The organism is Parvularcula dongshanensis (assembly GCF_014199615.1).
In the GTDB taxonomy this organism is placed as follows: Bacteria; Pseudomonadota; Alphaproteobacteria; order Caulobacterales; family Parvularculaceae; genus Parvularcula; species Parvularcula dongshanensis.
Genome location: NZ_JACHOB010000008.1, coordinates 19,426 through 40,330, shown reverse-complemented (window position 1 = coordinate 40,330; position 20,905 = coordinate 19,426). Strand labels below are relative to the sequence as shown.

The window sequence follows — 20,905 nt, the reverse complement described above, 5'->3', positions numbered from 1 at the left end:
CCTTGACGCGGGCGACGGTCCCTTTAAGCCCGCCCGCTGTTCGTCAGGAGCGGTGTCATGAGTTACAACGTCGCGGTCGTCGGGGCGACCGGCATGGTGGGCGGCGAGGTGCTGTCCATCCTCGAAGAACGGCTGTTTCCGGTCGCCGAGGTCTTCGCCCTGGCCTCTCGTTCGTCGCAGGGGCGGGAAGTCTCGTTCGGCGACAGGACGCTGAAGTGCCGGGACCTCGCCCAGTTCGACTTCCGGCAAGCCGACATTGCCATCTTCGCAGCGGGTGGGGACATCTCCGCCGAATACGCGCAGAAGGCCGCCGATCTCGGCTGCGTGGTGATCGACAACTCCTCGCACTTCCGTCTCGATGACGAGGTGCCCTTGGTGGTGCCGGAGGTGAACCCCGACGCCGTCGAGGGTTTCCGCAAGCGCGGCATCATCGCGAACCCCAACTGCTCGACCGCGCAGCTCGTCGTGGCGCTCAAGCCGCTTCATGACCGGGCCGGGATCAAGCGGGTGGTGGTCTCGACCTATCAGTCCGTCTCGGGCGCCGGGAAGGAAGCCTCGGACGAGCTCTTCACGCAGACCAAGGGCATCTACGTCAACGACGACCCGACGCCGTCCAAGTTCACCAAGCAGATCGCCTTCAACGTCATCCCGCACATCGACGTCTTCCTCGAGGACGGCTCCACCAAGGAGGAGTACAAGATGGTCGCGGAGACGAAGAAGATCCTCGACGCCGGCATCGCGCTGACCGCGACGGCCGTCCGGGTACCCGTCTTCGTGGGACACTCGGAAGCGGTGAACATCGAGTTCGAGCGTCCGATCACGGACAAGGAAGCGCGGTCGGTCCTGCGCGAGGCACCGGGCGTGCTGGTCGTCGACAAGCGCGAGGACGGCGGATACGTGACCCCCGTCGAGTGCGTCGGCGACTTCGCCACCTTCGTCAGCCGTATCCGGATCGACCCGACGGTCGAGCACGGGCTGAACCTCTGGGTCGTCTCGGACAACCTGCGCAAGGGCGCGGCGCTGAACGCGGTTCAGATCGCCGAGCTCCTCATCAACCGCGGCCTGATCGAGGCGCGGGACGCGGACTAGGCCGCTGCGCGCTTCGCCCTGCGGCGGAGCGCGGCGCCGCCGAAGAGGACCGGCGCGAAGAGCGCCGCCGCCGCGGGCAGCGGTACGGGATCGGGGTCCACGACCTGCTGCGTCAGGGCGCCGTAGCGTACGTTGGCCTGGCTGTAGTTGTAGAAGCCGAAGCTGCCGTTCTCGTAGACGCCGGGCAGGCTGATCTCGAGCACGTCGTCGACGAAGACCTGGATCAGGCCCTCGGTGAAGACGAGGTCGAAGTTGTAGACCGTGAGGTCTTCCCAGCCGGTGTCGCCCAGGGTGTTCGCGCGGGCGAGTTCTTCGACCCCGTCGGCGGCGTCGTGCCACCAGGCGCCCGAGGCGTCGTCGAGGGCGCCGGTCACGCGGCTGATCGCGAGGCCTGCCCGGCCGAGGCCGCCATAGTAGTTCTGATCGCCCTGCTTCCAGTCGATCAAGATGTAGTTCGCGTCCTCGTTCGCGATGTCGCCGGCGTTGTAGCCGAGGACGAAGCCGATGTAGTCGTCGTCACCGGTCGACTGGACCTCGATCGTGCCCGAGAGCGCCTGACCCTGGCTGTCGACGCCGTTGAAGTAGACGCCCGGAATGCCGTTGACGGTCTGAACGACGCTGTTGTTGTCGGGCGCGTTGGTCCAGGTGCCCTGCCCCTCCGCCGTCCAGCTCGACAAGTCGACCGCGACGGGCGCGGCCGCGGCGGTGCCACAAAGGGCGCTCAGCGCACAGAGCGCTGTCAGCTTGGTCTTCATCGTACTCTCCCCAAGCCCCTCTCCCCGGGGCGCGGTGAGCACGTAAACGGTACGTTAACGGAAAGGCAAGTTCGAAGAGCAGCCGTCCGGCCTCGGAAGGGCAGCGCGCATGCCGAAGCGCCCGCCTAGCGGGGTGTACGATGGGCCGGGTGTCCGGACGTCCCCGCGCTGAGCGGGGAGTTGGATTGATACTGTAGCCCAGAACGGTGAACGTCCGGCGGTGATCTTGCCAAGGGGCCCTCGCAGGGGGCGACCTTTCGGCGCCTTGGTCCGCGATAGCGCTTGAAACCCTCGTCCTTCAGCGATGAGCCATGAGCCCCGATCAGCCACTCATGGTACGGGCCGCTACGCCCGCTCGCCTTAGGATCACCGTCCCCCGAACCGATGAGTAGCGTGCACACCGCCCGGCCTGTCCGGGAGAACGGGGGCAACATGGCAGGAGATGAGGGGGCGGGGATAAGTTCCGCGTTCTTGTTACCTCTCCCTCGGGAGAGGTCCGGCCTTATGTATCAAACGCACCAGGGCTCAGTGACTAGCATGGCGCGGAGTCCACTACTCGCCCGGTATGGGGTACAGCCATGCTATGGCGGCACGTTACCTTACCCGTATCTGGGAACATGCGACGCGCCCGAGTCTACGGTTCATCGACGCGCTGGGTTTCACCGTGCCGCCCATCGCGCAAGCATTCTTCCAACTCTCCGGCGCTGATATGCCGGATCAGATCGCACAGCTTATCCCTGTCTACATCGCGCTTGCGTTCGGCGGGGTGGTTCTGGTTCGCATTCTTTCCGCGCCCTATCAGATCTGGCGAGTAGATCAGCAGCGGATCGCGCAATTAGAACAAGAACTCACCGCGCCGGAAAGAATTCGCACTACCGCTTTGCGCGAGAGGATGGCGATCAGGGAGGCTAAGATACGTGAGTCCATCGTTGATGAATTGAAGCGATTTAGGAGAGAGTCTACTGCTTACAAAACTATGCCTCCTCTTGAAATTATTGAAGGCACTCAAGAATACAGTTCGCTAATGAGAGAGCTTGCGGTTACTTTGCCAGAGGCTGAATATTTTTATCATGCCGTGGTAGAAATGATGTTCGAGCTACAGCGGGTGCCAATCAGAAGCGCGACGCAGATAAGAGAGGAAGGATTCACTGTGGATCAACGGTATACATCATATAGGGCGCTTATTGATCACGTAGTGAGTTTTGCGAAAACCGGAGATTATAGCGTGGAATTCTTGCGCGAACTCCCATACTGTACGAGTCCGGACCGACAAGATTTCGCGCCGCTATTCGCTAATAACGATAGTAGAACAGCCAATAGCAGATAGAGCTTGCAACATGAAAACGGCCGAGAACTTGCCTCGGCTGAGCTTGTTCTTGATGTTAGCCTCCTTCTCGTCAACGCCGATAGCTGCCAACTTCTCAACGAGTTGGCCGTAAGTCACTCCCCGACGCTTCAACTCAGCCTTGAGAAGGTTGGAGGCACGCGCTTCCCAATCGGTCGACGGCATGTAGGTATCTCCTGCGGTACTTTCCGCAGCATATACGGTACTGCCGGCATTGCAAACAGTACCGTATGGTACTATCTATGATGCCGTAAGGCATCGTAGGCAATACCATGGCGCAGCACTTCCTTCTCTCCGCAAAGTCCCGCACGCTGAGCCTCGCCACGATTTACAAAGCCGGTGAGGAGAAGGCGTATGAGACCTTCTGCAAGGTCCGTTGGCCTGAGACGGACGGCGCGCCCGTGTGCCCCCGCTGCGGCTCGCTCTACGCTTACAGCATCACGACGCGCCGCAAGTTCAAGTGCCGCGAGGCTGTCTGCCGTCACCAGTTCTCCGTCACGTCGGGCACGATCTTCGCGAGCCGTAAGCTCGCCTTCACGGACCTGCTGGCGGGCATCCTACTCATCGTGAACGGTGCCAAGGGCCTGAGCACGGTGCAGCTCAGCCGTGACCTCGACGTGCAGTACAAGACCGCGTTCGTCCTGGCGCACAAGGTCCGCGAGGCCATGTCTGGCGAGACACGCGCAATGATCCTTCGCGGCGCGGTCGAGATTGACGGCTGCTACGTCGGCGGCAAGATCCGTCAGGCGAACCGTCGCGAGGATCGGATCGACCGCCGCCTCGCGAAGCACCAGACCGGCAAGCGCCGCGTCGTCATCGCTGTTCGCGAGAAGCAAGGTCGAACGATCACGACCGTCACCCGCACGGAAGCCGAAGGCGTGCCCTTCGCCGCCGCGCGGATCGCGCCGGGCTCTGAGCTTCACGCAGACGAAGCGGGCCATTGGGACGCGCTGGAAGCGGCCTTCCCCATGGCCCGGATCGATCACCGCGAGGGCTACAGCATCGCCGGGGCCTGCACAAACCAGGCGGAAAGCTTCTTCTCGCGTCTGCGCCGGATGATCGGCGGCCAGCACCACCACGTCAGCCCGCAATACCTGCACCAGTACGCAGGCCATGCAGCGTGGCTAGAGGATCACCGCCGCGAGCCGAACGGCAAGCTCGCAGGTCGCCTCGCTGGGCTCGCCATGGCGTCACCCGTCAGCCGCCAGTGGGCTGGGTACTGGCAGCGGGCAGCGTAGGAGTCGGATCGACTCAAAATCAGGATGTGCGTGAACGAAAAGAGTACAAACTTGCACTCTAGTCCGACGCCCGTGTAGTTGAGGGGAGACAAAGCTGTGGCCCGGGAGCGCCAACTACCCGGGCCACGGTGATCGGCCAAATCAGTGCATCGCTGCCGATCAGAGCGCCATAATGCCGGGCTCCTATGTGACCCGTCAAGCTTAGCGTCAAGCGGTGCACGCTCTGTGAAGGAGCCAGCATCATGGCTTGTAAGACCAAGACCCGCGTTGTGCGGACCACCCCTAAACCGGGACCGAAGACCGTACGGGTGAAGACCCATACGCGGTCAAAACCCAAGCCCTGCAAGTAAGAGCAGGTCGCTAGCCGGCTGCGCCCGCTAGCAGGCGGGGTGCCTCCGGGCGCCCCGTCACCGGCGCGACACACCAGTACCAAGTGCCCGCCCTTTCCTCGCTGGTCACTTGCCCCTTTGCCCTCTTCTTGCTGAGGGCACGACCGATCTTCGCCCGCAGCGCCGTCATCCACTTGGCGTCGTCAGTGTCCCAACCTCGCTCGCGGCAGATCAGCCGAGCTATCCCGTCCACGGTGACGCCTTCCGGGGCCTCTCTGAGCGTCGCCATAATCGTCCGGGACAACTCGCCTCGCCGGAACAGGCCTGCCGCCTGTACGCGCTTCGGCGGTGCCGTGATGTCCGAGCCTTCGTAGCCAAGCGAGCGCAACACTTGATCGACCGCGCCCAGCAACTCCGCAGCGTGAGCCGCTTTGTGCCGGTAGAACTCGACCTCGCCCGCGACTTGCGCCCGGTGCTCTAGCAGTCCACTGATCGTGTAGGTATGTTCCATGCCCGAAACGTAAGCGTTTCCGGGCCTCTGCGCTTGGTGCTCTTGCTACATAAGGCCGGAGAGGTCGAAGGCGCGTCAGCGGCTTCGGGTGAGGGCCAGCGGCAGAGCTACTAAGCGCTAACCTCGATAGCCCTCACCCCAAATCGAAGATTTGGACCTCTCCCAGAGGGAGAGGTGAAAGCGGGCGGCGGCGTCGCACCTCCGTTACCAGGCGTGCTTGTCCATCCAGCTTTCGTCGATCTTCGTCCGCACGTGGTCTTCGGCCGGGGTGCGGGGGCGCTGGCCGTAGCCGCCCGCCTCCGCGCGGGCGACGATCTTGGCGATGCGCTGCTTCTTCGCGTGCTCCGCCCGCCTGTCGGCGACGGTGCGGGCGTAGTCGGCCTTCTCCCGCTCCCGGCGAAGCTCGTCCAGGAGGCGGACCTGCTCTCGCCGCGCGCGGGCGCGGATCAGGGCGGTGTAGGGGCTCGCGGGGGGTTTGAGGGTTCTCGGCATGGCGCGAGGGTAAGGCTGGGCGCCCGCGCGGGGGTAAGGTGCCCCCCGCCGCCCCGTGGTCAGCTGTCCATGTCCGGCATCTGGGCCTTGGTCCAGGTCTTGCCGTCCACGACCTCCTTGCGGCCCTCGCAGGTATCCTCCCCGACGACGGTGAAGGTGACCTCGTTGTCGCCCAACTCGTAGGCGTAGGTCGCCGGATCGCCGCAGGGGTTGAAGCCGTCCCTATCAGTGACGGTGATCTCGCCGTCCGAGACCTCGTAGGTGCCCATGCCGATGACGAACCGGTCGCCATAGACGGCGGCGAAGTGGCCGCCCGGCATCAGGTTCAGCGTGCCGTCGCCGTCGGTCCAGGCCCCGGTGAGCTCGCTAGCCGAAGGCGCGTTCGCCATCTCCTTGTGGTGGTCGGCGGCGGCGGTGGTTGCGATGGTGAGCGCGGCGAGGCTCGCCGCGATGATGGAGGCTCTCATGGGCCGGTCCTTCAGGTGACGCGGCCTCCCCCGGCCGCGCCGGAGGGTTTAACATGGATCATCGCGGCGCTTGAGCGCGTTGCGCAGTCGCAGCGTGTCAGCCGGCCGAAAGAACCCAGCCGACGCTGAGAACGTAACGGGTGCCATGCGTGACGGGCGTCACCCGATGCAGCGACTGGTCGGGCCGGAAGAGAACGACGCGCCCCCGCCGCCAGAGCGTCCGTTCGCAATGAAAGACGCCCCCTTCCGCCCGTCGCAACAGGACGTTGAGGCGGTAGTGCCGCTTTCCGGGAACGGGATCCGTATGGGTCGGAACGCCGGCGCCCGGACGATAGCGCAGCAGCCACACATCGAAGGGGAGTGGCCAGCGCCCCCTCGCGAGCAGGCGCTTCTCGTAGCCTGTTCCTTGGCGTCCGAGTTGCCAACCGGCGGGGGGCGAAGAGACGGCGCGGGTCATGGGCCGGTCTTACGACGAAGAGGCGATGGATCGTAGGGGGTCGCGTGATGCCGCCGCGACCCTCGGTGGATCCGCTTCGCTCGATCCACCCTACCCGTCCGACGCTTCGAGCCAGCGCTCGGCAGCTTCGCGGTCGTCGGGCGTGAACGCCTTGATCTCGAGGCCCGGCAGGAGGTGGCCCTCGGCCTCGGCGACCTGGCGGACCCAGGCTTGCGGCGCGACGACGGCGCAGCGCTCGAAGCGGTGCAGGAGCGCGAAGAGGCGCGGCAGGCGGGGCAGCTCGATCAGGAGCGCGCCGGGGGTCGGCACCTCGAAGTCGCCCTCCACGGTGTAGAGCACGCGGGCGTTCTCCATCTGCGCCGCCTGCTCGACCAGCGCGTCGAGCCCGATCGTCATCGCGTTCGCGTCCATCCGCCCCTTCAGGTTCAGGTGCAGCCGGTTCGGGGCGGTGGTCTCGACGTTGAGCATGGCGGCCTTCCCTTGGTTACGGGAAGGATGTGGGGATGGGTGGGGCGGGTGCGTAGGGCGGCTCGCGAAGCGTGCCGCCGATGACCGCGTCAGCGGGCACCCTTGAGCGGAGAAAGGGGGCGCCCTTCGGTCGCCTTGGCGGCACGCTTCGCAAGCCGCCCTACGCCCGAAGCTCAGGGCGCCGCGCCAGCAGTGCCCCTTCGAAGACGTCGTAACCGGCGTAGTATCGGCTCCAATAGACCCGCGTGCCGTTCGCCGTCTGGACGTAGCAGGTGCCGTTGTCCTGCTCTTCGAGGTGGACGATAGCGGTCCAAGGGATGATCGCCTGCTCTGGCACGCGGCTAAGGGACCACGCCTTCGCCGGTCCGCGTACGCCGTCTGCGTCCCAGACTATGTGGGCGCCGGGGGACATCATCATCAAGGTGCCCCAGAATGATCCGAGTCCGAGCGAAAGAATGAAAACCGACGTACCGGCCAAGAGGTAATCTCCGCTGACCAGACCATACACGGTCCCGACAAAGCCGCCGATGCAGAAGGCCACGGTGCATACGGATAGCAAGACGATCGCCGCCCGCCCCGGCCCGATCCGCCCGCTGGTCGGCGACGCCTCAAGCGGCCCCGCCCGCCGGGCGGCGCGGTCCAGAAGGGCGAACGTCAGGGGGACGCCAAGGCCGACGGCGAACAGGGGGAGGAAGTCTCTCATCCGCTACCTTCTGCAAGCCAAGCCCTAACGAAGGAGTCTGTTGCGGTCCGCTACCCGCAGGACCAGCGCGTCCATCCCGATCGTCATCGCGTTCGCGTTGCAGTGCAGAACGCTGCCGCGTGACCCCGACCGCCCTACGTCGGCATTACTTCGCAGTCTGCGCCGATACGTCGGCAAGCTGAGGGCTACATTCGAGAAGTCTACGCTCGAACGCGAACCGGCCGTTGTAGTAGGCGCTCTAATAGATGCGCCGTCCGTCGCCCGCTTCGACATATTGGTACTGCGTGATGGTTTCGCCGGTCCGAATGATGTCGGCCCAAGCGATCGTCGTTCTCTCGCGACCCAACGTCGGCCCGAACGTCTTGCAAGGTCCGGTTAGGCCGTCCTCGTCTTAAGTTACGTCGTGCCATCTACCAAGCGACGGAAGCATGAACCCACCGATTGCCAAGCCCATGAGGGCCAGGCCGATGCCCAAGCCGACGCCCGCCGCCCCATCTCGAACTGTCATCACAATCAGCGCGATACCGCCAGCTGCCATGACCACACCGCCAAAGACGGTGGCCCACGCGATCCACTTCGTCGGCGTGATCCGCCCCGTTGTGGCGGTCTGCTCCGCAGGTTTGCTTCTACCGAGCAGCCAGCTGAGCAGGCCCGTTATAGCCGCAGTGGCGACGGCGATCAGAAGGTAGCGGGACATGGAGGTTCAGTTCGTCGCCACATCCCCCGCCGTCACGCACTCGTCCTCCGCGACCTCTTCCTCGACGTAGAGCCGTCCGCCGACCTCCGCGTACTTCGCGCTCATGGTCTGCATGCCGCGGCGGCGTTCCTCCTCGCTCATCGCTTCGAGGGCGCGCTTCTCGTTGTCGCCGAGCTTGCCCGCGTAGTCGCGCACGTCCTGCGTGATCTTCATCGAGCAGAACTTCGGCCCGCACATGGAGCAGAAGTGGGCGGTCTTGTGCGCCTCCTTCGGCAGGGTCTGGTCGTGGAAGTCCCGCGCGGTCTCGGGGTCGAGCGCCAGGTTGAACTGGTCCTCCCAGCGGAACTCGAACCGTGCGCGGGAGAGCGCGTCGTCTCTTAGGCGAGCCGCCGGGTGGCCCTTGGCGAGGTCGGCGGCGTGGGCGGCGAGCTTGTAGGTGACGACGCCGACCTTGACGTCGTCGCGGTCGGGGAGGCCGAGGTGCTCCTTGGGCGTCACGTAGCAGAGCATGGCCGTGCCGAACCAGCCGATCATGGCCGCGCCGATGCCGCTCGTGATGTGGTCGTAGCCCGGCGCGATGTCGGTGGTGAGGGGGCCCAAGGTGTAGAACGGCGCCTCGCCGCAGACCTCGAGTTGCTTCTCCATGTTGGCCTTGATCTTGTGCATGGCGACGTGGCCCGGCCCCTCGATCATGACCTGGCAGCCGTGCTTCCACGCGATCTGCGTCAGCTCGCCTAAGGTCTCGAGCTCCGCGAACTGCGCCCGGTCGTTGGCGTCGGCGGTGGAGCCGGGGCGCAGGCCGTCACCCAAGCTAAAGGTGACGTCGTAGGCCCGCATGACCTCGCAGATCTCCTCGAAGCGGGTGTAGAGGAAGCTCTCCTTGTGGTGGGCGAGGCACCACTTGGCCATGATCGAGCCGCCGCGGGAGACGATGCCCGTGACCCTGTCCGCCGTCAGGTGGATGTAGGGCAGGCGGACCCCGGCGTGGATCGTGAAGTAGTCGACCCCCTGCTCTGCCTGCTCGATCAGGGTGTCGATGAAGATGTCGAAGGTGAGGTCTTCTGCGACGCCTCCCACCTTCTCGAGCGCCTGGTAGATCGGGACCGTGCCGATGGGGACCGGCGAGTTCCTGATGATCCACTCGCGCGTGTTGTGGATGTTGCGGCCCGTGGAGAGGTCCATCACCGTGTCTGCGCCCCAGCGGGTGGCCCAGACCATCTTGTCGACCTCTTCCTCGACCGAGGAGGCCACGGCCGAGTTGCCGATGTTGGCGTTGATCTTCACGAGGAAGTTCCGGCCGATGATCATCGGCTCGGCCTCGGGGTGGTTGATGTTCATCGGGATGACGGCGCGGCCCTTGGCGACCTCGTCCCTCACGAACTCAGGGGTGACGTACTCGGGCAGCTCGGCGCCGAAGGATTGGCCGTCCTTTAGGGTCGCTTGCGCGGACTTGAGCGCCTCCTGGCGGCCCAGGTTCTCGCGGATGGCGACGTAGGCCATCTCCTTGGTGACGATCCCGGCGCGGGCGTATTCGAGCTGCGTGATCGGCCCCTTGCCGGTGGCGCGGAGGGGGGCGTTGCGCACGGGGAACTCGCGGGCGAGGTACTTGCCGGCGGCGTTCCCGTTGTCCTCGGGCTTCACCTCGCGGCCTTCGTACGCCTCGACGTTCCCGCGCTCGCGGACCCAGGCCTGGCGCTCGCGGGAAAGGCCGGCTTCTACGTCGGGGACGAAGCCTTCCTCGGTGTAGGGGCCGGAGGGGTCGTAGACCGGCAGGGGCGGCTCGCCCGAGGTCGGGTGCAGGTCGATGTAGCGCACGGGGGCCGCGACGCCGGGATGCGCCTCGCTCTCCACGTAGACCTTGCGCGAGGACGGCAGCGGGCCGGTCGTGACCTTCGGGGTCTGGAAGTCGGACTGGAAGGTGGGCTTGTTCATGGCGTCGGTCCTTCGCGCGCGGGCGGAGGGGCGCCGGCTGCCGAGACCGGTCCGCCGTCCCTCCGCCGGTGTGAGCCGGATCAGGTTCTAAGGGTTCTTCTCAGCCCCGTGCGGGACGCCCCTCGGCAGCTCTAGGCGTAGAGGTTCGGCGGGGACGGTGCAAACGGCTTTCCCACGGAAGGGGACCAACGATCCTCTTGCTGCCCGGATCGGCGCTGCCAAGCGCGCTAGCGTACAGACCGACCGGTCGGTATGTTGGTTCGGTGACGAGCACCCTGCCCTCCCCGCCCGACGCCCGAAGCGCCCTTCTCGGCGCCGCCACCCGCCTCATCCGCGAACGCGGCTACGCGGCGACGAGCGTCAACGACCTCTGTCGCGAGGCGGGCGTGTCGAAGGGCGCGTTCTTCCACCACTTCGCCAGCAAGGACGAACTCGCCGTCGAGGCGGCGAAGAACTGGTCGGCGGTGACGGGGGCGCTCTTCCGCGAGGCCGACTACCATCTGCACGAGCGCGCGGCGGACCGGGTGTTCGCCTATCTCGACCTTCGCGAGGATCTGCTGGCGGGCGCGGTTTCGGAGTTCACCTGCCTCGCGGGCACGCTGGTGCAGGAAGCCCACGGCGAGGACGCGATCAGGGCGGCCTGCGCGGAGAGCATCCTCGGCCACGCGGCGACGTTGGAGAGCGACATCGCCCAGGCGTTGGCCGATGCCGGAGTGCCCCACAGCGTCACTGCACAGAGCCTGGCTCGGCACACGCAGGCCGTCCTTCAAGGTGCCTTCATCCTCGCCAAGGCCGAAGGCGACGCAGCGCCCGTGCGCGAGGGCATCGGGCACCTTCGCCAGTACCTGACCACCCTCTTCACCCCTAGCGCCGAAAGGAGCGCGCCATGAAGACGACGCAGGAGATGCTGGACGATCCGAACACGTTGCACGTCGACCGAACGCTGAGCGCGCCGCCCTCGGTCGTGTGGCGCTGCTGGACGGAGCCCGAGCTTCTGAAGCAATGGTACTGCCCCAAGCCCTGGTTCGTGTCCGAGGCGACGCTGGACGTGAGGCCTGGCGGGCCGTTCGACGTAGTCATGAACGGGCCGGCCGGCGAGCGGATGCTGATCGAAGGCCGGTATGCGGGCGTCGAGGCGGGCCGAAGGCTCGTCTTCGAGCGCGACCCGGACCGGGCGACGAGCGAGCCGCCCTTCGTCATGACCGGCTTCGTCGAGCTGAGCGAAGCCGCCGGCGACGGCACGCGGATGATCTGGGGCGCCGCCCACCCGACGCCCGAAGACAAGGCCGCGCACGAGGCGATGGGGTTCGAGCAGGGCTGGAACGCCGCCGCCGATCAGCTCGAGGCCCTCGCCTCCAGCCAGACTTCGTCCTGAGCGAGATCGATAGGAGGATCAGCCGTGACCGACGCTCACAAGGTGCATACCTGCCTCTGGTTCGAGAAGGACGGCGAGGCGGCTGCGGAGTTCTACGTGTCGCTCTTGCCGGACAGCGGCATCGACGGCGTGTTCCGGCCGGACGGAAAGGACGCCGCGATGGTGAGCTTCCGCCTCGCGGGGACGCCCTACGCGATCCTGAACGGCGGTAAGGACTTCAAGCTGACGGAGGCGGCGTCGATCAGCGTCTATACGGAGGCTCAGGCCGAGACCGACCGTCTGTGGGACGCGCTGATCGCCGATGGCGGCGCGCCGAACGCGTGCGGCTGGCTCAAGGACCGGTGGGGCGTGTCCTGGCAGATCGTGCCGCGCCGCTTGCCTGCCCTTCTGAGCGGCGAGGACCCCGGCGGCCGCAAGCGCGCCTTCGACGCGATGCTGTCGATGGGTAAGATCGACATCGCCGGGCTCGAGGCGGCCTATCGCGGCGAAGCGGCGAGCTGAACCCTTCCTTAGCCGAACAGCCAGCGGCCGAGCATGCGGCCGAAGGGGAAGGTGAAGAAGCCCGCGATCAGGAGCGCGCCGGTCACCGTCGCTCTGACCGAGGTGCGGTGCGAGGCGACGCGGTGCCTGCGCGCCGCGACGACGAGGGCGGGAATCGTGATCAGCGTTCCGACCGAGAGGATGTGGATCACGCTGAACCGGCCGTCGTGACTGCGGATGAAGAAGGTCGAGGCGGCGGTCCCGGCCATCGCCGCCGCCCAGATCCAACCGAGCCGCCTGTGCTGTCGCGTGCCGCGCACGCGCAGGAGCAGGATCGGCGTCAGCGCCAGGGCGACCGAGATGGTCGCGAGGTGAAGCCAGACGAAGGGAGGGACGCGCGACCATTCCGGCGCGCCGCGCACGATGGCCGCGAGGACGGCGACGAGCATGAGGACGCTGAGGTAAGCGAGCGCCCGTTCGTACCGGTCAGGCGTCAAAGGCTTCGGCCTCGGCGACGAAACCGGTCCGTCTGCAATCACCGTCATGCGCCCTCTCCCGTGAGCTCGGCAGGAGGTTCGCACCGTTCCGCGGCGCGGACAACGGCTCGATCGCCCTTCAGGACCGAGCGCAGGCGGGGCACAACCTCTTCTTGAAGTCGCCCGAAGTCAGCGAGGCCATGGCGGCGCTTCTGCGGGGGAGAGGGGCCTTCCGGCCACGATCGCGGTGCCGGTGCCGCCATTCGTGCCTAGGGCGTGACCGGGTCTTCCTCGCGCGGAACGGCGACGAGGATCGGACCCATGCGTGCGCCCGGGTCGGAGCGGTTCAGGCTCGGCGCGTTAAGGCGGCTGATCGTGCCGTCGAGGTAGAGGGCGTCGGTGACGCCGAGGCGCTCGCGGAAGAAGGCCGCGAAGCGGTGGAAGTTCACCGGCCTGTCCGAGATCACCGCGACGACCACCCCGCCCTCCTCGACCGCGATGCCGTTGCGGATGTGAAGGCTCGTCGACTTCGGCAGGAAGCGGGGGTGCGGCGCCCCGGCGATCAGCAGCATGGGGCCGGACTGGGTCGCGAGGCGGGGCGTGCGGGGCTCGCTCGCGTACTCGTCCGTCGTCGCGACGTGGGCGCCCTCTTCGTCCACCCAGAAGACCCCGTTCGGCAGCAAGAAGAAGTTCCCCTCCTCCGCCTCCTCGCGGTTGAGGGGCGCAACCTCCGCCCCGCCCGAGACGAAGAGGCCGACCGGACTTCGGTCGCGGTGATACATGCCCGCGTTCATGGCCCAGACCACCGGTCCGGTCGCTGCCGCCATTCGCTTGAAGTTACCGACCGGGCGGCCGTCCTCGGCCTTCAGGAGGAGATGCAGCTGGTCCGGCGCGGCGCGGCAGGCGGTGTAGGGGTAGCCGTCATGCTGGATGGTTTCGCAGGGGATCGCGGCGGCGAGGCTCGCGATGATGGCGGCGGTGAACAGGGCTCTCGTCCTCGGGACTGCGCGAGAGACGTTACGGGGCGGAGCCCACGGTGCAAGACGGTTGCGATCCGTCACTGGAGGCTTTCATGCGCATCCTCGCCCTCCTCATCCTTCTCGCCTGCGCCCCTGCCGAAGAGGGCTCGGCGGCAGCGGTGCTGACGCCGGGCGGGTTCGGGCCGCTGACGATCGGCATGCCGGCGACCGAAGTCGCCCTGGCGGTAGGCGGACCGCCGGGCACCATGCGCCGGGACGTCTCGGCGAGCTGCGAGGCTTACCACCCCGAGGGTCTACCCGAAGGCATGAGCGTGATGATCGAGAACCAGCGCCTGACGCGCATCACGCTGACCGCCCCCTCGGCGGTCGAGACCGAAGACGGCTTCAAGGTCGGCGACGACGGCGACGCCGTCGAGGCGGCGCTGCCGGACGCGGCGGTAACCCCGCACAAGTACGAAGCGGCGCCCTCGCGCTACGTCACCATCTGGGCCAGCGGCGACACGGAGGCGCCTTACGTCACCGACGAGGACGGGCGGGGCATACGCTACGTCGTGGACGGCTCGGGCAAGGTCGCGGCGATCGACGCGGGCGGCCCGTCGATCCAGCTCGTCGAGGGATGCCTCTAGTCCTCGACCGCGTCGGTCAGCAGGCGAACGAACTCCGCGAGTTGCTGGTTGTCGAGCCAGCGGACGACCGCGACGAGGTCGTGCTCGTAGTCGACGAGGACCATGTTGGTGCCGGCACCCAGATAGGCGACCGTGTCCTCGCGCGCGGCGGGGAAGCGCTCCTGATCCGTGTTGAGGAACCAGTTCATGTAGCCTAGCCAGGCTCGGGACCCGTCGGCGTCGTGGCGCGGGCGATCCAGGCCTTGGACAGGATGCGCTCTCCGTCCCACTCGCCGCGGCGCAGGCCGAGAAGGCCCAGGCGTGCGAGGTCTTCTGCGGAGATGAACATGCCGCCGCCCCAGTGGCCTCCGCCCGAGACGACGGTGACGTCCTCGCCGCCAAGATCGATGACGGAGTTCTCGTAGCCTTCCCAGTGCCAGGTGTCCGACGCCCCGATCGGGTCCATGACGCCCTCCTTGAGGACGTCCGGCAGCGGACGGTTCCATAGGTGGGTGAGCGCCAGGGCGAGCGCGTTCACGCGGACGTCGTTGTATTCGTAGGCCTCGCCCGGCACCGGGGGACCTGCGGCGAGGTCCGACCAGGGCTCCTCCCCTCGGGGCCGGTCGGCCCACCAGGGCTTGCCCCACAGGGTCCCGATCCAGCCCGAGGTCTGACGCAGCATTTGGTCCCAGGTGATGGGGGCGTTGTGCGCAAGCGCGAAGTCGGGCGTGGGCGGATCGATCGTCTCGATGACTGCTTCGTCGGGGTTCAGCTTTCCCTGATCGAAGGCGAGCCCGGCCGTGCTGGAGAGGAAGGTCTTGGAGATCGAGAAGGTCATGTCGACCTCCCCCGTCTCGCCCCACTCAGCGACGATGAAGCCGTTCTTGACGATCAGGCCGTTCGCCGCCGCGCGCGGCTCGAACGGGCCGATCGGAGAGGAAAAGGGCTCGCGCGCCCAGGTGAGCGGCACGGTGAGGGAGAGGTCGCGCACGTCGGCAACCTCGGCCAGCTCCGGCGGGAAGGCCGTCTCGTTCTCGATCGCGAAGTCGATGGCCGCCTGGAGCTTCTCAGGGTCGAGCCCGAGGCTCTCCGGCGCCCGTCGCTCCCAATCGGGATGAGGCCCCGGAGTGTAGGGCGTCTGCGCTTCCGCCTGCAGCGAGAGCGCGAGCGCGGTCATGATAGCGAATGTCTTCAGCATGGCTCTGCTCCCGTCGCCCCCAGACCGGGTTCGCACGCCGGGTCGGCAGACGGCAAGGCGCGGTGCGCAGTCGACTTGCCCGCCTGCTCGAGCCGGGCGCCCCGCGCACGCCGGAAGGCCCCATTGGCCACCGATGAACTGCGCCGCCGAATTGACAGGCCTCGCCACCCGCATAGCATCGAAGAACGATAAAGGCGGCCTCGGGCCGTTGGGAGAGAGCCATGATCCGTACGACCGCCGCCCTCGGCGCCTTGCTCGCCGCTGCGCCAGCCCTCGCGCAGGACGTGCCGCTCGTGCCTCGCGAGGCCTTCTTCGGCAATCCGGAGCGCACCATGGGGCGGCTCTCGCCGGACGGCAGCCAGCTCGCCTTCGTCGCGCCGCTGGACGGAGTGATGAACGTGTACGTCGGCACGCGCGAAGCGGTCGAAGACGCGAGCGCGGTCACCAGCGACGACACGCGCGGCATCACCGATTACTTCTGGGCACCGGACGGTGAGAGCGTCCTCTACCTCCGCGACACGGGCGGGGACGAGGACTATCACCTGTTCATGGTGCCCCCGGGCGGCGGCGAGGCGCGCGACGTGACCGACGTCGACGGCGTACGCGCGCAGGTGATGGGCTACTCCTACGCGAAGCCGGAGACGATCCTCGTCGGCCTCAACGACCGCAACCCGCAGCTTCACGACGTCTACGCCCTCGACCTGACGACGGGCGAGCGGACGCTGGTCTACGAGAACCCGGGCTTCGCCAGCGTCCTTGCCGACGACGAACTCAACGTGCGCATCGGCGTGCAGCAGACGCCCGCAGGCGGCTTCACCGTGATGTCGCTGGACGGAGAGTCCCCGACGGAACTCTTCAGCCTGCCGCCCGAAGACGCCCTCGCGTCGGGACCGTTGCAGTTCAACGCGGCGGGCGACGGCTTCTACATGCTGGACACGCGCGGCCGCGACAAGGCGGCCCTCGTGCTCGTCGATGCCGCAAGCGGGGAGACGCGCGACGTGATCGCGGAGTCGGACGAGGCGGACGTCTCCAAGGTGATCTTCCACCCCACGACGCACGAGCCCCTCGCCTACGCCGTCGAGAAGGAGCGGGTGAAGTGGGAGGCGCTGGACAAGCGCACGCGGCGCCAGCTCGCGGCCCTAGACGAGGCGTTAGAGGGCGACTTCGAGGTCGTCAGCCAGACGAAGGACAATGCGCAGTGGCTGGTCTACGAGGACGCGGCGACCGCGCCGGGGCGCTACTGGCACTTCGACGCGAAGAAGCGGCGCGCGACGCCGCTCTTCACCACCCGGCCCGCGCTCGAGGACGCGCCGCTGCAACCGATGCAGGCGGTGACCATTCCGTCCTCGGACGGGATGGAGCTCGTCTCCTACTACACCCTGCCCGAAGGCGCGGATGCGGACGGCGACGGGGTGCCCGAAGAAGCCCTGCCCATGATGCTGTGGGTGCATGGCGGGCCCTGGTCACGGGACAACTACGGCTACAACTCCGTCCATCAGTGGCTCGCCAATCGAGGCTACGCCGTGATGTCGGTGAACTATCGCGGCTCGACCGGCTTCGGGAAGAACTTCATCGAGGCGAGCCACGGCGAGTGGGCCGGGAAGATGCATGACGACCTGATCGACGCGGTCGGCTGGGCTGTCGATCGAGGCATCGCCGACCCCGAGCGCGTGGCGATCGGCGGAGGCTCCTACGGCGGCTACGCGACGCTGGTCGGCGTCACCTTCACGCCTGACGCGTTCGCCTGCGGCGTCGACATCGTCGGCCCGTCGAACCTCGTCACCCTGATCGAGAGCTTTCCCGAGTACTGGAAGCCCTTCCTCGATGCGACCTTCAACCGGGGCATCGGGGACGTCGCGACCGAGGAAGGCAGGGCCGCCGCCGTCGAGCGCTCACCGCTCGAGCGGGTGGACCAGATCCAGGTGCCGCTGCTGATCGGTCAGGGCGCGAACGATCCCCGCGTCACCGTGATCGAGGCCGAGCAGATCGTGGACGCGATGAAGGAGCGGGACCTGCCCGTGACCTACGCGCTCTTCCCCGACGAGGGCCACGGCTTCGCCAGGCCGGAGAACCGCCTCGCCTTCTTCGCGCTGACCGAGGGCTTCCTCGCCGAGAACTGCCTCGGCGGCCGGGCCGAGCCGATCGGCGACGCGCTCGAAGGGTCGAGCCTCAACGTGCCCGCAGGCGCGGAGGACGTACCGGGCCTGCAGGCGGCGATGGAAGGCTTCGAGCCGCGCATCGCGAACTGAGGACCCGGGCGGCGGGGCCTCTTAGTGCCCCGTATCCGTCCGTCCCGTGCGCAGCCGGTAGTCCGCCGCGATGCCGTAGTCCGGATCGTCGGGCAGGACGTCGATCAGCTGGCCCGCATTGCCCAACAGCCTGCGGCAGTCGGGGCTGAGGTGCCGCAGGCGCAGATCCTTGCCGCGGGCGTGGTAGCGGGCGGCGAGGGCGTCGATCGCTTGCAGCCCCGAGTGGTCCGCGACGCGGGCCCCCTTGAAGTCGATAACGACGTGCTCGGGATCGTTCCTCGGGCTGAAGAGGGCTTGGAAGCTCTGCGTCGAGCCGAAGAAGAGCGGTCCCGCCACGTGGTAGGTCTTGCCTTCTGGCGTCTCTTCCACGCGCTCGATGTGCATATGGGTCGCCTGCTTCCACGCGAAGACGAGCGCGGAGACGATGACCCCGACGACGACCGCGATGGCGAGGTCTTCCACGACGGTAACGGCCGTGACGACGATCACGACCAGAGCGTCCGAGCGGGGGATGCGGCCGAGCATGGAGAACGACTTCCACGCGAAGGTGCCGATCACGACCATGACCATGACGCCGACGAGGGCGGCGAGCGGGATCTGCTCGATCGGCCCGGAGGCAACGACGATGAAGAGGAGGAGGAACAGCGCCGCGGTGAGGCCGGAGACGCGCGTGCGGCCGCCCGACTTCACGTTGATCATGGACTGGCCGATCATCGCGCAGCCGCCCATGCCGCCGAAGAAGCCGGTGACGATGTTCGCCGCGCCTTGCGCCACGCACTCCTGGGACGCGCCGCCCTTCTCGTCGACGATCTCGCCGACGAGGTTCAGGGTCAGGAGCGACTCGATGAGGCCGATGGCCGCGAGGATCACCGCGTAAGGAAGGATGATCCACAGCGTCTCGAGCGTGAAGGGCACGATGGGCAGGTGGAAGGGCGGGAAGCCGCCGTCGATCGACGCCATGTCGCCGACGCGGGGCACGTCGAGTCCGAAGCCGATGACGACCGCCGCCGTGAGGCCGATGGCCGCGAGCGGCGCGGGGATGACCTTGGTGATCTTGGGCAGACCCCAGATCACCGCCATGGTGAGGGCGACGAGGCCGAGGGTCATCCAAAGCTGCGGCCCCGACATCCAGGCGTGCTCGCCGTTCTCGCCCGCGACCTTGAACTGCTCGAGCTGCGCGAGGCCGATGACGATGGCGAGGCCGTTCACGAAGCCCAGCATGACCGGATACGGCACCATGCGAATGAACTTGCCCCAGCGCAGGAGGCCCGCGCCGAGCTGTAGGAGGCCCATCAGGACCACGGTCGCGAAGAGGTACTCGACCCCGTGCGACGCCACGAGCTCGACCATGACGACCGCGAGCGCGCCGGTCGCGCCCGAGATCATACCGGGACGCCCGCCGATGAGCGCCGTGACGAGGCCGACCGTGAAGGCGGCGTAAAGGCCGACGAGCGGATGCACGCCCGCGACGAAGGCGAAGGCCACGGCCTCCGGCACCAGCGCAAGCGCGACCGTGAAACCGGCCAGCACTTCGGTCTTCATGGTCGCGGGCGTCAGGTTCCGCCAGCCGCGCGCGGTGCGGTCGGCATAGCTGCGAACGGCCGAGAAGCCGTCCGCGAACAGGGTCGCGGTGGTGTTCGAAGTCATGGGGAGGCGTGCCGGCTAAAGGAGTCGGGAGGGCGAGCGCCGGAGTTAGCGAGTGTTGTGCGATGCAGCAAGCTTGCCGCCGGCGGACGCGATCAGTCCGACACGCGCCAATCGATCGGCTTGAAGGTCCCGCCGTTGGACGCCCCTGCCGAACAGGCCGTGAGGCCGACGATAAGGTCGAGTTCCGCGCGCAGGATCAAGCTGTCCCCCGCCTTCGAGACCGGCGGCTCGACGGACAGCCTTCCGTCCGGCCGGACGGGGACGTTCATGAAGACGTTGAACGCCGTAGGAACCGCATCCCGCGTCACGCCGTAAGGGGCGAGCGCCTCGGCGAGGTTGCCGAGGCAACCCCTGTGGGGCGGCTCGTCCGGGTAGACGATGGGCCACATCTCGCGGCTGCAGGGCGTCAGCAGGAAGTCGTGCACGCCGACATCGTCTCGGGTGATCGTGAGCATGGGCCGCGACCTGTTCGACCACAGGACCGTCCCCTCGCCCGCGACGCGGATCGTCTCGCCATAGTCGAAGGTGCGGCCGTTCGAGAGCCACTCGCCGATGTCCTCGCGCCAGAAGGCGACGAGGTCGGAGACCTGCCCGCCCATCGGATCGGTCACGGTCAGGGTCTGACCGGCCTTCACCTCGAAGGCGGCGCCGCTGCGCGGGGGAATGCGGTTCGTCATGCCCTACCCTACCGGCGTGAAGGGGCAAGACCAGTCCTCGGACACGCGGCGACCGGCGTACTGCCGCGCGGGCGGCGCCTCGCCGTGCTCGGCGATCATCGGGTTCGGCTCGCCCTGAAGCGCCTCGTCCCGCGCCATGATCTTGTCGTGGAGGCGCTGATATCGGCCCGCTTCGCGCAGCATCTCGAACTGGTCGTGCAGGTTGAAGACGAGCGTCGGGTAGGAGAACCGACGCGCGAGGCGGCTTGCGCCGTCGTGCAGGCCGACGACGAAGAACGCCTCTTCGCCCAGGGAGAAGGAGAAGTGCGGGCTGTCAGGATCGCTCTCCACGCGCCCGTCCCAGTCGTGCTCCGCCCGGTCGAGCTCGTGCAGCGCTTGCAGGCGTTCCCATAGAAGCCGCTCGAAGTCGCGCTCGGACAGGCCTGTCGGCCCCTGCCAACTGACCGCGAAGCTCGTGAACAGGGTGCGGTCTTCCCGATAGCGCTTCACGAAGGCGTAGAACGCACGCAGCAGGCGCCGGTCCTCGGCGCCCGAACGCATGTCCTCGAGGACGACGTGCGTGAGTTGTCCCTTGCCGAGCGCGGACTTCGCGCCGACGCAGGGAAAGTCGCGGTCTCGAATGAAGGTGCCGAAGGCGCCCACGGGCCCAGGAACCGGTTTCGTCACGCTCATCTGTTGCGCCTCCCGCGCTCGTCGCCCACGCACGTCCGGCATGGCTCAGGAGTCCGCAAACAG

25 protein-coding genes and 1 riboswitch are annotated in these 20,905 nt (G+C 67.2%); of the genes, 8 read left to right on the top strand and 17 right to left on the bottom strand.

The genetic code is table 11. From position 1 onward, the window contains the following. The first annotated feature begins 57 nt into the window (after positions 1 to 57). The gene (locus GGQ59_RS14305) at positions 58 to 1,089 is read left to right on the top strand and encodes an aspartate-semialdehyde dehydrogenase (protein WP_183819802.1); all 1,032 of its coding nucleotides are present in this window, start codon (positions 58 to 60) and stop codon (positions 1,087 to 1,089) included. On the opposite strand, the gene GGQ59_RS14300 is transcribed toward GGQ59_RS14305, so the two are convergent. Then, complete coding sequence (locus tag GGQ59_RS14300) at positions 1,086 to 1,844, bottom strand: PEP-CTERM sorting domain-containing protein (protein WP_183819800.1); 759 nt, start codon at positions 1,842 to 1,844, stop codon at positions 1,086 to 1,088. The genes GGQ59_RS14305 and GGQ59_RS14300 overlap by 4 nt on opposite strands. Before the next feature lie 583 nt (positions 1,845 to 2,427). Between GGQ59_RS14300 and GGQ59_RS14295 the strand changes: the two genes are divergently transcribed. Beyond that, positions 2,428 to 3,171, top strand: a complete 744-nt coding sequence (locus GGQ59_RS14295) for a hypothetical protein (RefSeq protein ID WP_183819798.1) — start codon at positions 2,428 to 2,430, stop codon at positions 3,169 to 3,171. Here the strand turns inward: GGQ59_RS14295 and GGQ59_RS15505 are convergent. Beyond that, positions 3,130 to 3,354 (bottom strand): DUF6471 domain-containing protein, encoded by a 225-nt coding sequence (locus GGQ59_RS15505; RefSeq protein ID WP_221401078.1) that lies wholly within the window; start codon positions 3,352 to 3,354, stop codon positions 3,130 to 3,132. The genes GGQ59_RS14295 and GGQ59_RS15505 overlap by 42 nt on opposite strands. A gap of 107 nt (positions 3,355 to 3,461) precedes the next feature. On the opposite strand from GGQ59_RS15505, the gene GGQ59_RS14290 reads away from it, so the two are divergent. Further along, entirely contained in the window at positions 3,462 to 4,427 is a 966-nt protein-coding gene (locus GGQ59_RS14290) for an IS1595 family transposase (protein ID WP_183819796.1), read from the top strand. A gap of 360 nt (positions 4,428 to 4,787) precedes the next feature. Here the strand turns inward: GGQ59_RS14290 and GGQ59_RS14285 are convergent, their stop codons facing one another. The 8 genes from GGQ59_RS14285 to thiC all read right to left on the bottom strand — a co-directional run bounded on the left by GGQ59_RS14285 (position 4,788) and on the right by thiC (position 10,483). Beyond that, a complete protein-coding gene (locus GGQ59_RS14285; RefSeq protein WP_183819794.1) occupies positions 4,788 to 5,267 on the bottom strand; it encodes a hypothetical protein in 480 nt (159 codons plus the stop codon). A gap of 204 nt (positions 5,268 to 5,471) precedes the next feature. After that, a complete protein-coding gene (locus GGQ59_RS14280; protein ID WP_183819792.1) occupies positions 5,472 to 5,759 on the bottom strand; it encodes a hypothetical protein in 288 nt (95 codons plus the stop codon). 59 nt (positions 5,760 to 5,818) lie between these two features. Next, positions 5,819 to 6,226: a hypothetical protein gene (locus GGQ59_RS14275; RefSeq protein ID WP_183819790.1), complete on the bottom strand. Its 408-nt coding sequence runs from the start codon at positions 6,224 to 6,226 to the stop codon at positions 5,819 to 5,821. 97 nt (positions 6,227 to 6,323) lie between these two features. After that, positions 6,324 to 6,683, bottom strand: a complete 360-nt coding sequence (locus tag GGQ59_RS14270) for a 2OG-Fe(II) oxygenase (RefSeq protein ID WP_183819788.1) — start codon at positions 6,681 to 6,683, stop codon at positions 6,324 to 6,326. 90 nt (positions 6,684 to 6,773) lie between these two features. After that, the gene (locus tag GGQ59_RS14265; protein ID WP_183819786.1) at positions 6,774 to 7,151 is read right to left on the bottom strand and encodes a SpoIIAA family protein; all 378 of its coding nucleotides are present in this window, start codon (positions 7,149 to 7,151) and stop codon (positions 6,774 to 6,776) included. 160 nt (positions 7,152 to 7,311) lie between these two features. Then, positions 7,312 to 7,854 carry a hypothetical protein gene (locus GGQ59_RS14260; protein WP_183819784.1) on the bottom strand — a complete coding sequence of 181 codons (543 nt, stop codon included), beginning with the start codon at positions 7,852 to 7,854 and terminating at the stop codon, positions 7,312 to 7,314. Positions 7,855 to 8,245: 391 nt separating this feature from the next. Beyond that, the gene (locus GGQ59_RS14255) at positions 8,246 to 8,551 is read right to left on the bottom strand and encodes a hypothetical protein (RefSeq protein WP_183819782.1); all 306 of its coding nucleotides are present in this window, start codon (positions 8,549 to 8,551) and stop codon (positions 8,246 to 8,248) included. Between the two features lie 6 nt (positions 8,552 to 8,557). After that, entirely contained in the window at positions 8,558 to 10,483 is a 1,926-nt protein-coding gene (thiC, locus tag GGQ59_RS14250) for a phosphomethylpyrimidine synthase ThiC (protein WP_183819780.1), read from the bottom strand. A 40-nt stretch (positions 10,484 to 10,523) separates the two neighbouring features. Further along, positions 10,524 to 10,616: riboswitch (TPP riboswitch) on the bottom strand. 130 nt (positions 10,617 to 10,746) lie between these two features. On the opposite strand from thiC, the gene GGQ59_RS14245 reads away from it, so the two are divergent. Genes GGQ59_RS14245 through GGQ59_RS14235 form a run of 3 tightly spaced genes read left to right on the top strand, consistent with a single transcriptional unit; the run spans position 10,747 to position 12,359 of the window. Then, the gene (locus GGQ59_RS14245) at positions 10,747 to 11,373 is read left to right on the top strand and encodes a TetR family transcriptional regulator (RefSeq protein ID WP_183819778.1); all 627 of its coding nucleotides are present in this window, start codon (positions 10,747 to 10,749) and stop codon (positions 11,371 to 11,373) included. Further along, complete coding sequence (locus tag GGQ59_RS14240) at positions 11,370 to 11,858, top strand: SRPBCC domain-containing protein (RefSeq protein WP_183819776.1); 489 nt, start codon at positions 11,370 to 11,372, stop codon at positions 11,856 to 11,858. Before GGQ59_RS14245 ends, GGQ59_RS14240 begins: the two co-directional genes overlap by 4 nt. 24 nt (positions 11,859 to 11,882) lie before the next feature. Then, the gene (locus GGQ59_RS14235) at positions 11,883 to 12,359 is read left to right on the top strand and encodes a VOC family protein (RefSeq protein ID WP_183819774.1); all 477 of its coding nucleotides are present in this window, start codon (positions 11,883 to 11,885) and stop codon (positions 12,357 to 12,359) included. Positions 12,360 to 12,367: 8 nt separating this feature from the next. Here the strand turns inward: GGQ59_RS14235 and GGQ59_RS14230 are convergent, their stop codons facing one another. Then, a complete protein-coding gene (locus tag GGQ59_RS14230; protein WP_183819772.1) occupies positions 12,368 to 12,883 on the bottom strand; it encodes a DUF2306 domain-containing protein in 516 nt (171 codons plus the stop codon). A 200-nt stretch (positions 12,884 to 13,083) separates the two neighbouring features. Then, the gene (locus GGQ59_RS15090; protein WP_221401077.1) at positions 13,084 to 13,875 is read right to left on the bottom strand and encodes a phosphodiester glycosidase family protein; all 792 of its coding nucleotides are present in this window, start codon (positions 13,873 to 13,875) and stop codon (positions 13,084 to 13,086) included. An 11-nt stretch (positions 13,876 to 13,886) separates the two neighbouring features. Here GGQ59_RS15090 and GGQ59_RS14220 point away from each other — a divergent pair, with 11 nt between their 5' ends. Continuing rightward, positions 13,887 to 14,420 (top strand): hypothetical protein, encoded by a 534-nt coding sequence (locus GGQ59_RS14220; protein WP_183819769.1) that lies wholly within the window; start codon positions 13,887 to 13,889, stop codon positions 14,418 to 14,420. Here the strand turns inward: GGQ59_RS14220 and GGQ59_RS14815 are convergent. Next, entirely contained in the window at positions 14,417 to 14,608 is a 192-nt protein-coding gene (locus GGQ59_RS14815) for a hypothetical protein (RefSeq protein WP_221401076.1), read from the bottom strand. The two genes, GGQ59_RS14220 and GGQ59_RS14815, sit on opposite strands and share 4 nt — an antisense overlap. A gap of 5 nt (positions 14,609 to 14,613) precedes the next feature. After that, positions 14,614 to 15,597, bottom strand: coding sequence for a serine hydrolase domain-containing protein (locus GGQ59_RS14215; protein ID WP_221401075.1), 984 nt, complete (start codon positions 15,595 to 15,597; stop codon positions 14,614 to 14,616). A 221-nt stretch (positions 15,598 to 15,818) separates the two neighbouring features. Here GGQ59_RS14215 and GGQ59_RS14210 point away from each other — a divergent pair, with 221 nt between their 5' ends. Then, complete coding sequence (locus tag GGQ59_RS14210; RefSeq protein ID WP_183819767.1) at positions 15,819 to 17,846, top strand: alpha/beta hydrolase family protein; 2,028 nt, start codon at positions 15,819 to 15,821, stop codon at positions 17,844 to 17,846. 21 nt (positions 17,847 to 17,867) lie between these two features. Here the strand turns inward: GGQ59_RS14210 and GGQ59_RS14205 are convergent, their stop codons facing one another. From GGQ59_RS14205 to gntA, 3 genes are all read right to left on the bottom strand, one after another. Beyond that, positions 17,868 to 19,388 carry a SulP family inorganic anion transporter gene (locus GGQ59_RS14205; protein ID WP_221401081.1) on the bottom strand — a complete coding sequence of 507 codons (1,521 nt, stop codon included), beginning with the start codon at positions 19,386 to 19,388 and terminating at the stop codon, positions 17,868 to 17,870. A gap of 197 nt (positions 19,389 to 19,585) precedes the next feature. Beyond that, a complete protein-coding gene (locus tag GGQ59_RS14200; RefSeq protein ID WP_183819763.1) occupies positions 19,586 to 20,170 on the bottom strand; it encodes a DUF1989 domain-containing protein in 585 nt (194 codons plus the stop codon). 3 nt (positions 20,171 to 20,173) lie between these two features. Further along, complete coding sequence (gntA, locus tag GGQ59_RS14195) at positions 20,174 to 20,842, bottom strand: guanitoxin biosynthesis heme-dependent pre-guanitoxin N-hydroxylase GntA (protein WP_183819761.1); 669 nt, start codon at positions 20,840 to 20,842, stop codon at positions 20,174 to 20,176. Positions 20,843 to 20,905 lie beyond the last annotated feature (63 nt).

Bases quoted from the DNA above. Each gene is read 5' to 3' on its own strand.
- GGQ59_RS14305 (WP_183819802.1), top strand. From the start codon at position 58: ATGAGTTACAACGTCGCGGTCGTCGGGGCGACCGGCATGGTGGGCGGC.
- GGQ59_RS14300 (WP_183819800.1), bottom strand. From the start codon at position 1,844: ATGAAGACCAAGCTGACAGCGCTCTGTGCGCTGAGCGCCCTTTGTGGC.
- GGQ59_RS14295 (WP_183819798.1), top strand. From the start codon at position 2,428: ATGGCGGCACGTTACCTTACCCGTATCTGGGAACATGCGACGCGCCCG.
- GGQ59_RS15505 (WP_221401078.1), bottom strand. From the start codon at position 3,354: ATGCCGTCGACCGATTGGGAAGCGCGTGCCTCCAACCTTCTCAAGGCT.
- GGQ59_RS14290 (WP_183819796.1), top strand. From the start codon at position 3,462: ATGGCGCAGCACTTCCTTCTCTCCGCAAAGTCCCGCACGCTGAGCCTC.
- GGQ59_RS14285 (WP_183819794.1), bottom strand. From the start codon at position 5,267: ATGGAACATACCTACACGATCAGTGGACTGCTAGAGCACCGGGCGCAA.
- GGQ59_RS14280 (WP_183819792.1), bottom strand. From the start codon at position 5,759: ATGCCGAGAACCCTCAAACCCCCCGCGAGCCCCTACACCGCCCTGATC.
- GGQ59_RS14275 (WP_183819790.1), bottom strand. From the start codon at position 6,226: ATGAGAGCCTCCATCATCGCGGCGAGCCTCGCCGCGCTCACCATCGCA.
- GGQ59_RS14270 (WP_183819788.1), bottom strand. From the start codon at position 6,683: ATGACCCGCGCCGTCTCTTCGCCCCCCGCCGGTTGGCAACTCGGACGC.
- GGQ59_RS14265 (WP_183819786.1), bottom strand. From the start codon at position 7,151: ATGCTCAACGTCGAGACCACCGCCCCGAACCGGCTGCACCTGAACCTG.
- GGQ59_RS14260 (WP_183819784.1), bottom strand. From the start codon at position 7,854: ATGAGAGACTTCCTCCCCCTGTTCGCCGTCGGCCTTGGCGTCCCCCTG.
- GGQ59_RS14255 (WP_183819782.1), bottom strand. From the start codon at position 8,551: ATGTCCCGCTACCTTCTGATCGCCGTCGCCACTGCGGCTATAACGGGC.
- thiC (WP_183819780.1), bottom strand. From the start codon at position 10,483: ATGAACAAGCCCACCTTCCAGTCCGACTTCCAGACCCCGAAGGTCACG.
- GGQ59_RS14240 (WP_183819776.1), top strand. From the start codon at position 11,370: ATGAAGACGACGCAGGAGATGCTGGACGATCCGAACACGTTGCACGTC.
- GGQ59_RS14230 (WP_183819772.1), bottom strand. From the start codon at position 12,883: ATGACGGTGATTGCAGACGGACCGGTTTCGTCGCCGAGGCCGAAGCCT.
- GGQ59_RS14220 (WP_183819769.1), top strand. From the start codon at position 13,887: ATGCGCATCCTCGCCCTCCTCATCCTTCTCGCCTGCGCCCCTGCCGAA.
- GGQ59_RS14815 (WP_221401076.1), bottom strand. From the start codon at position 14,608: ATGAACTGGTTCCTCAACACGGATCAGGAGCGCTTCCCCGCCGCGCGC.
- GGQ59_RS14215 (WP_221401075.1), bottom strand. From the start codon at position 15,597: ATGCTGAAGACATTCGCTATCATGACCGCGCTCGCGCTCTCGCTGCAG.
- GGQ59_RS14210 (WP_183819767.1), top strand. From the start codon at position 15,819: ATGATCCGTACGACCGCCGCCCTCGGCGCCTTGCTCGCCGCTGCGCCA.
- GGQ59_RS14205 (WP_221401081.1), bottom strand. From the start codon at position 19,388: ATGAAGACCGAAGTGCTGGCCGGTTTCACGGTCGCGCTTGCGCTGGTG.
- GGQ59_RS14200 (WP_183819763.1), bottom strand. From the start codon at position 20,170: ATGACGAACCGCATTCCCCCGCGCAGCGGCGCCGCCTTCGAGGTGAAG.
- gntA (WP_183819761.1), bottom strand. From the start codon at position 20,842: ATGAGCGTGACGAAACCGGTTCCTGGGCCCGTGGGCGCCTTCGGCACC.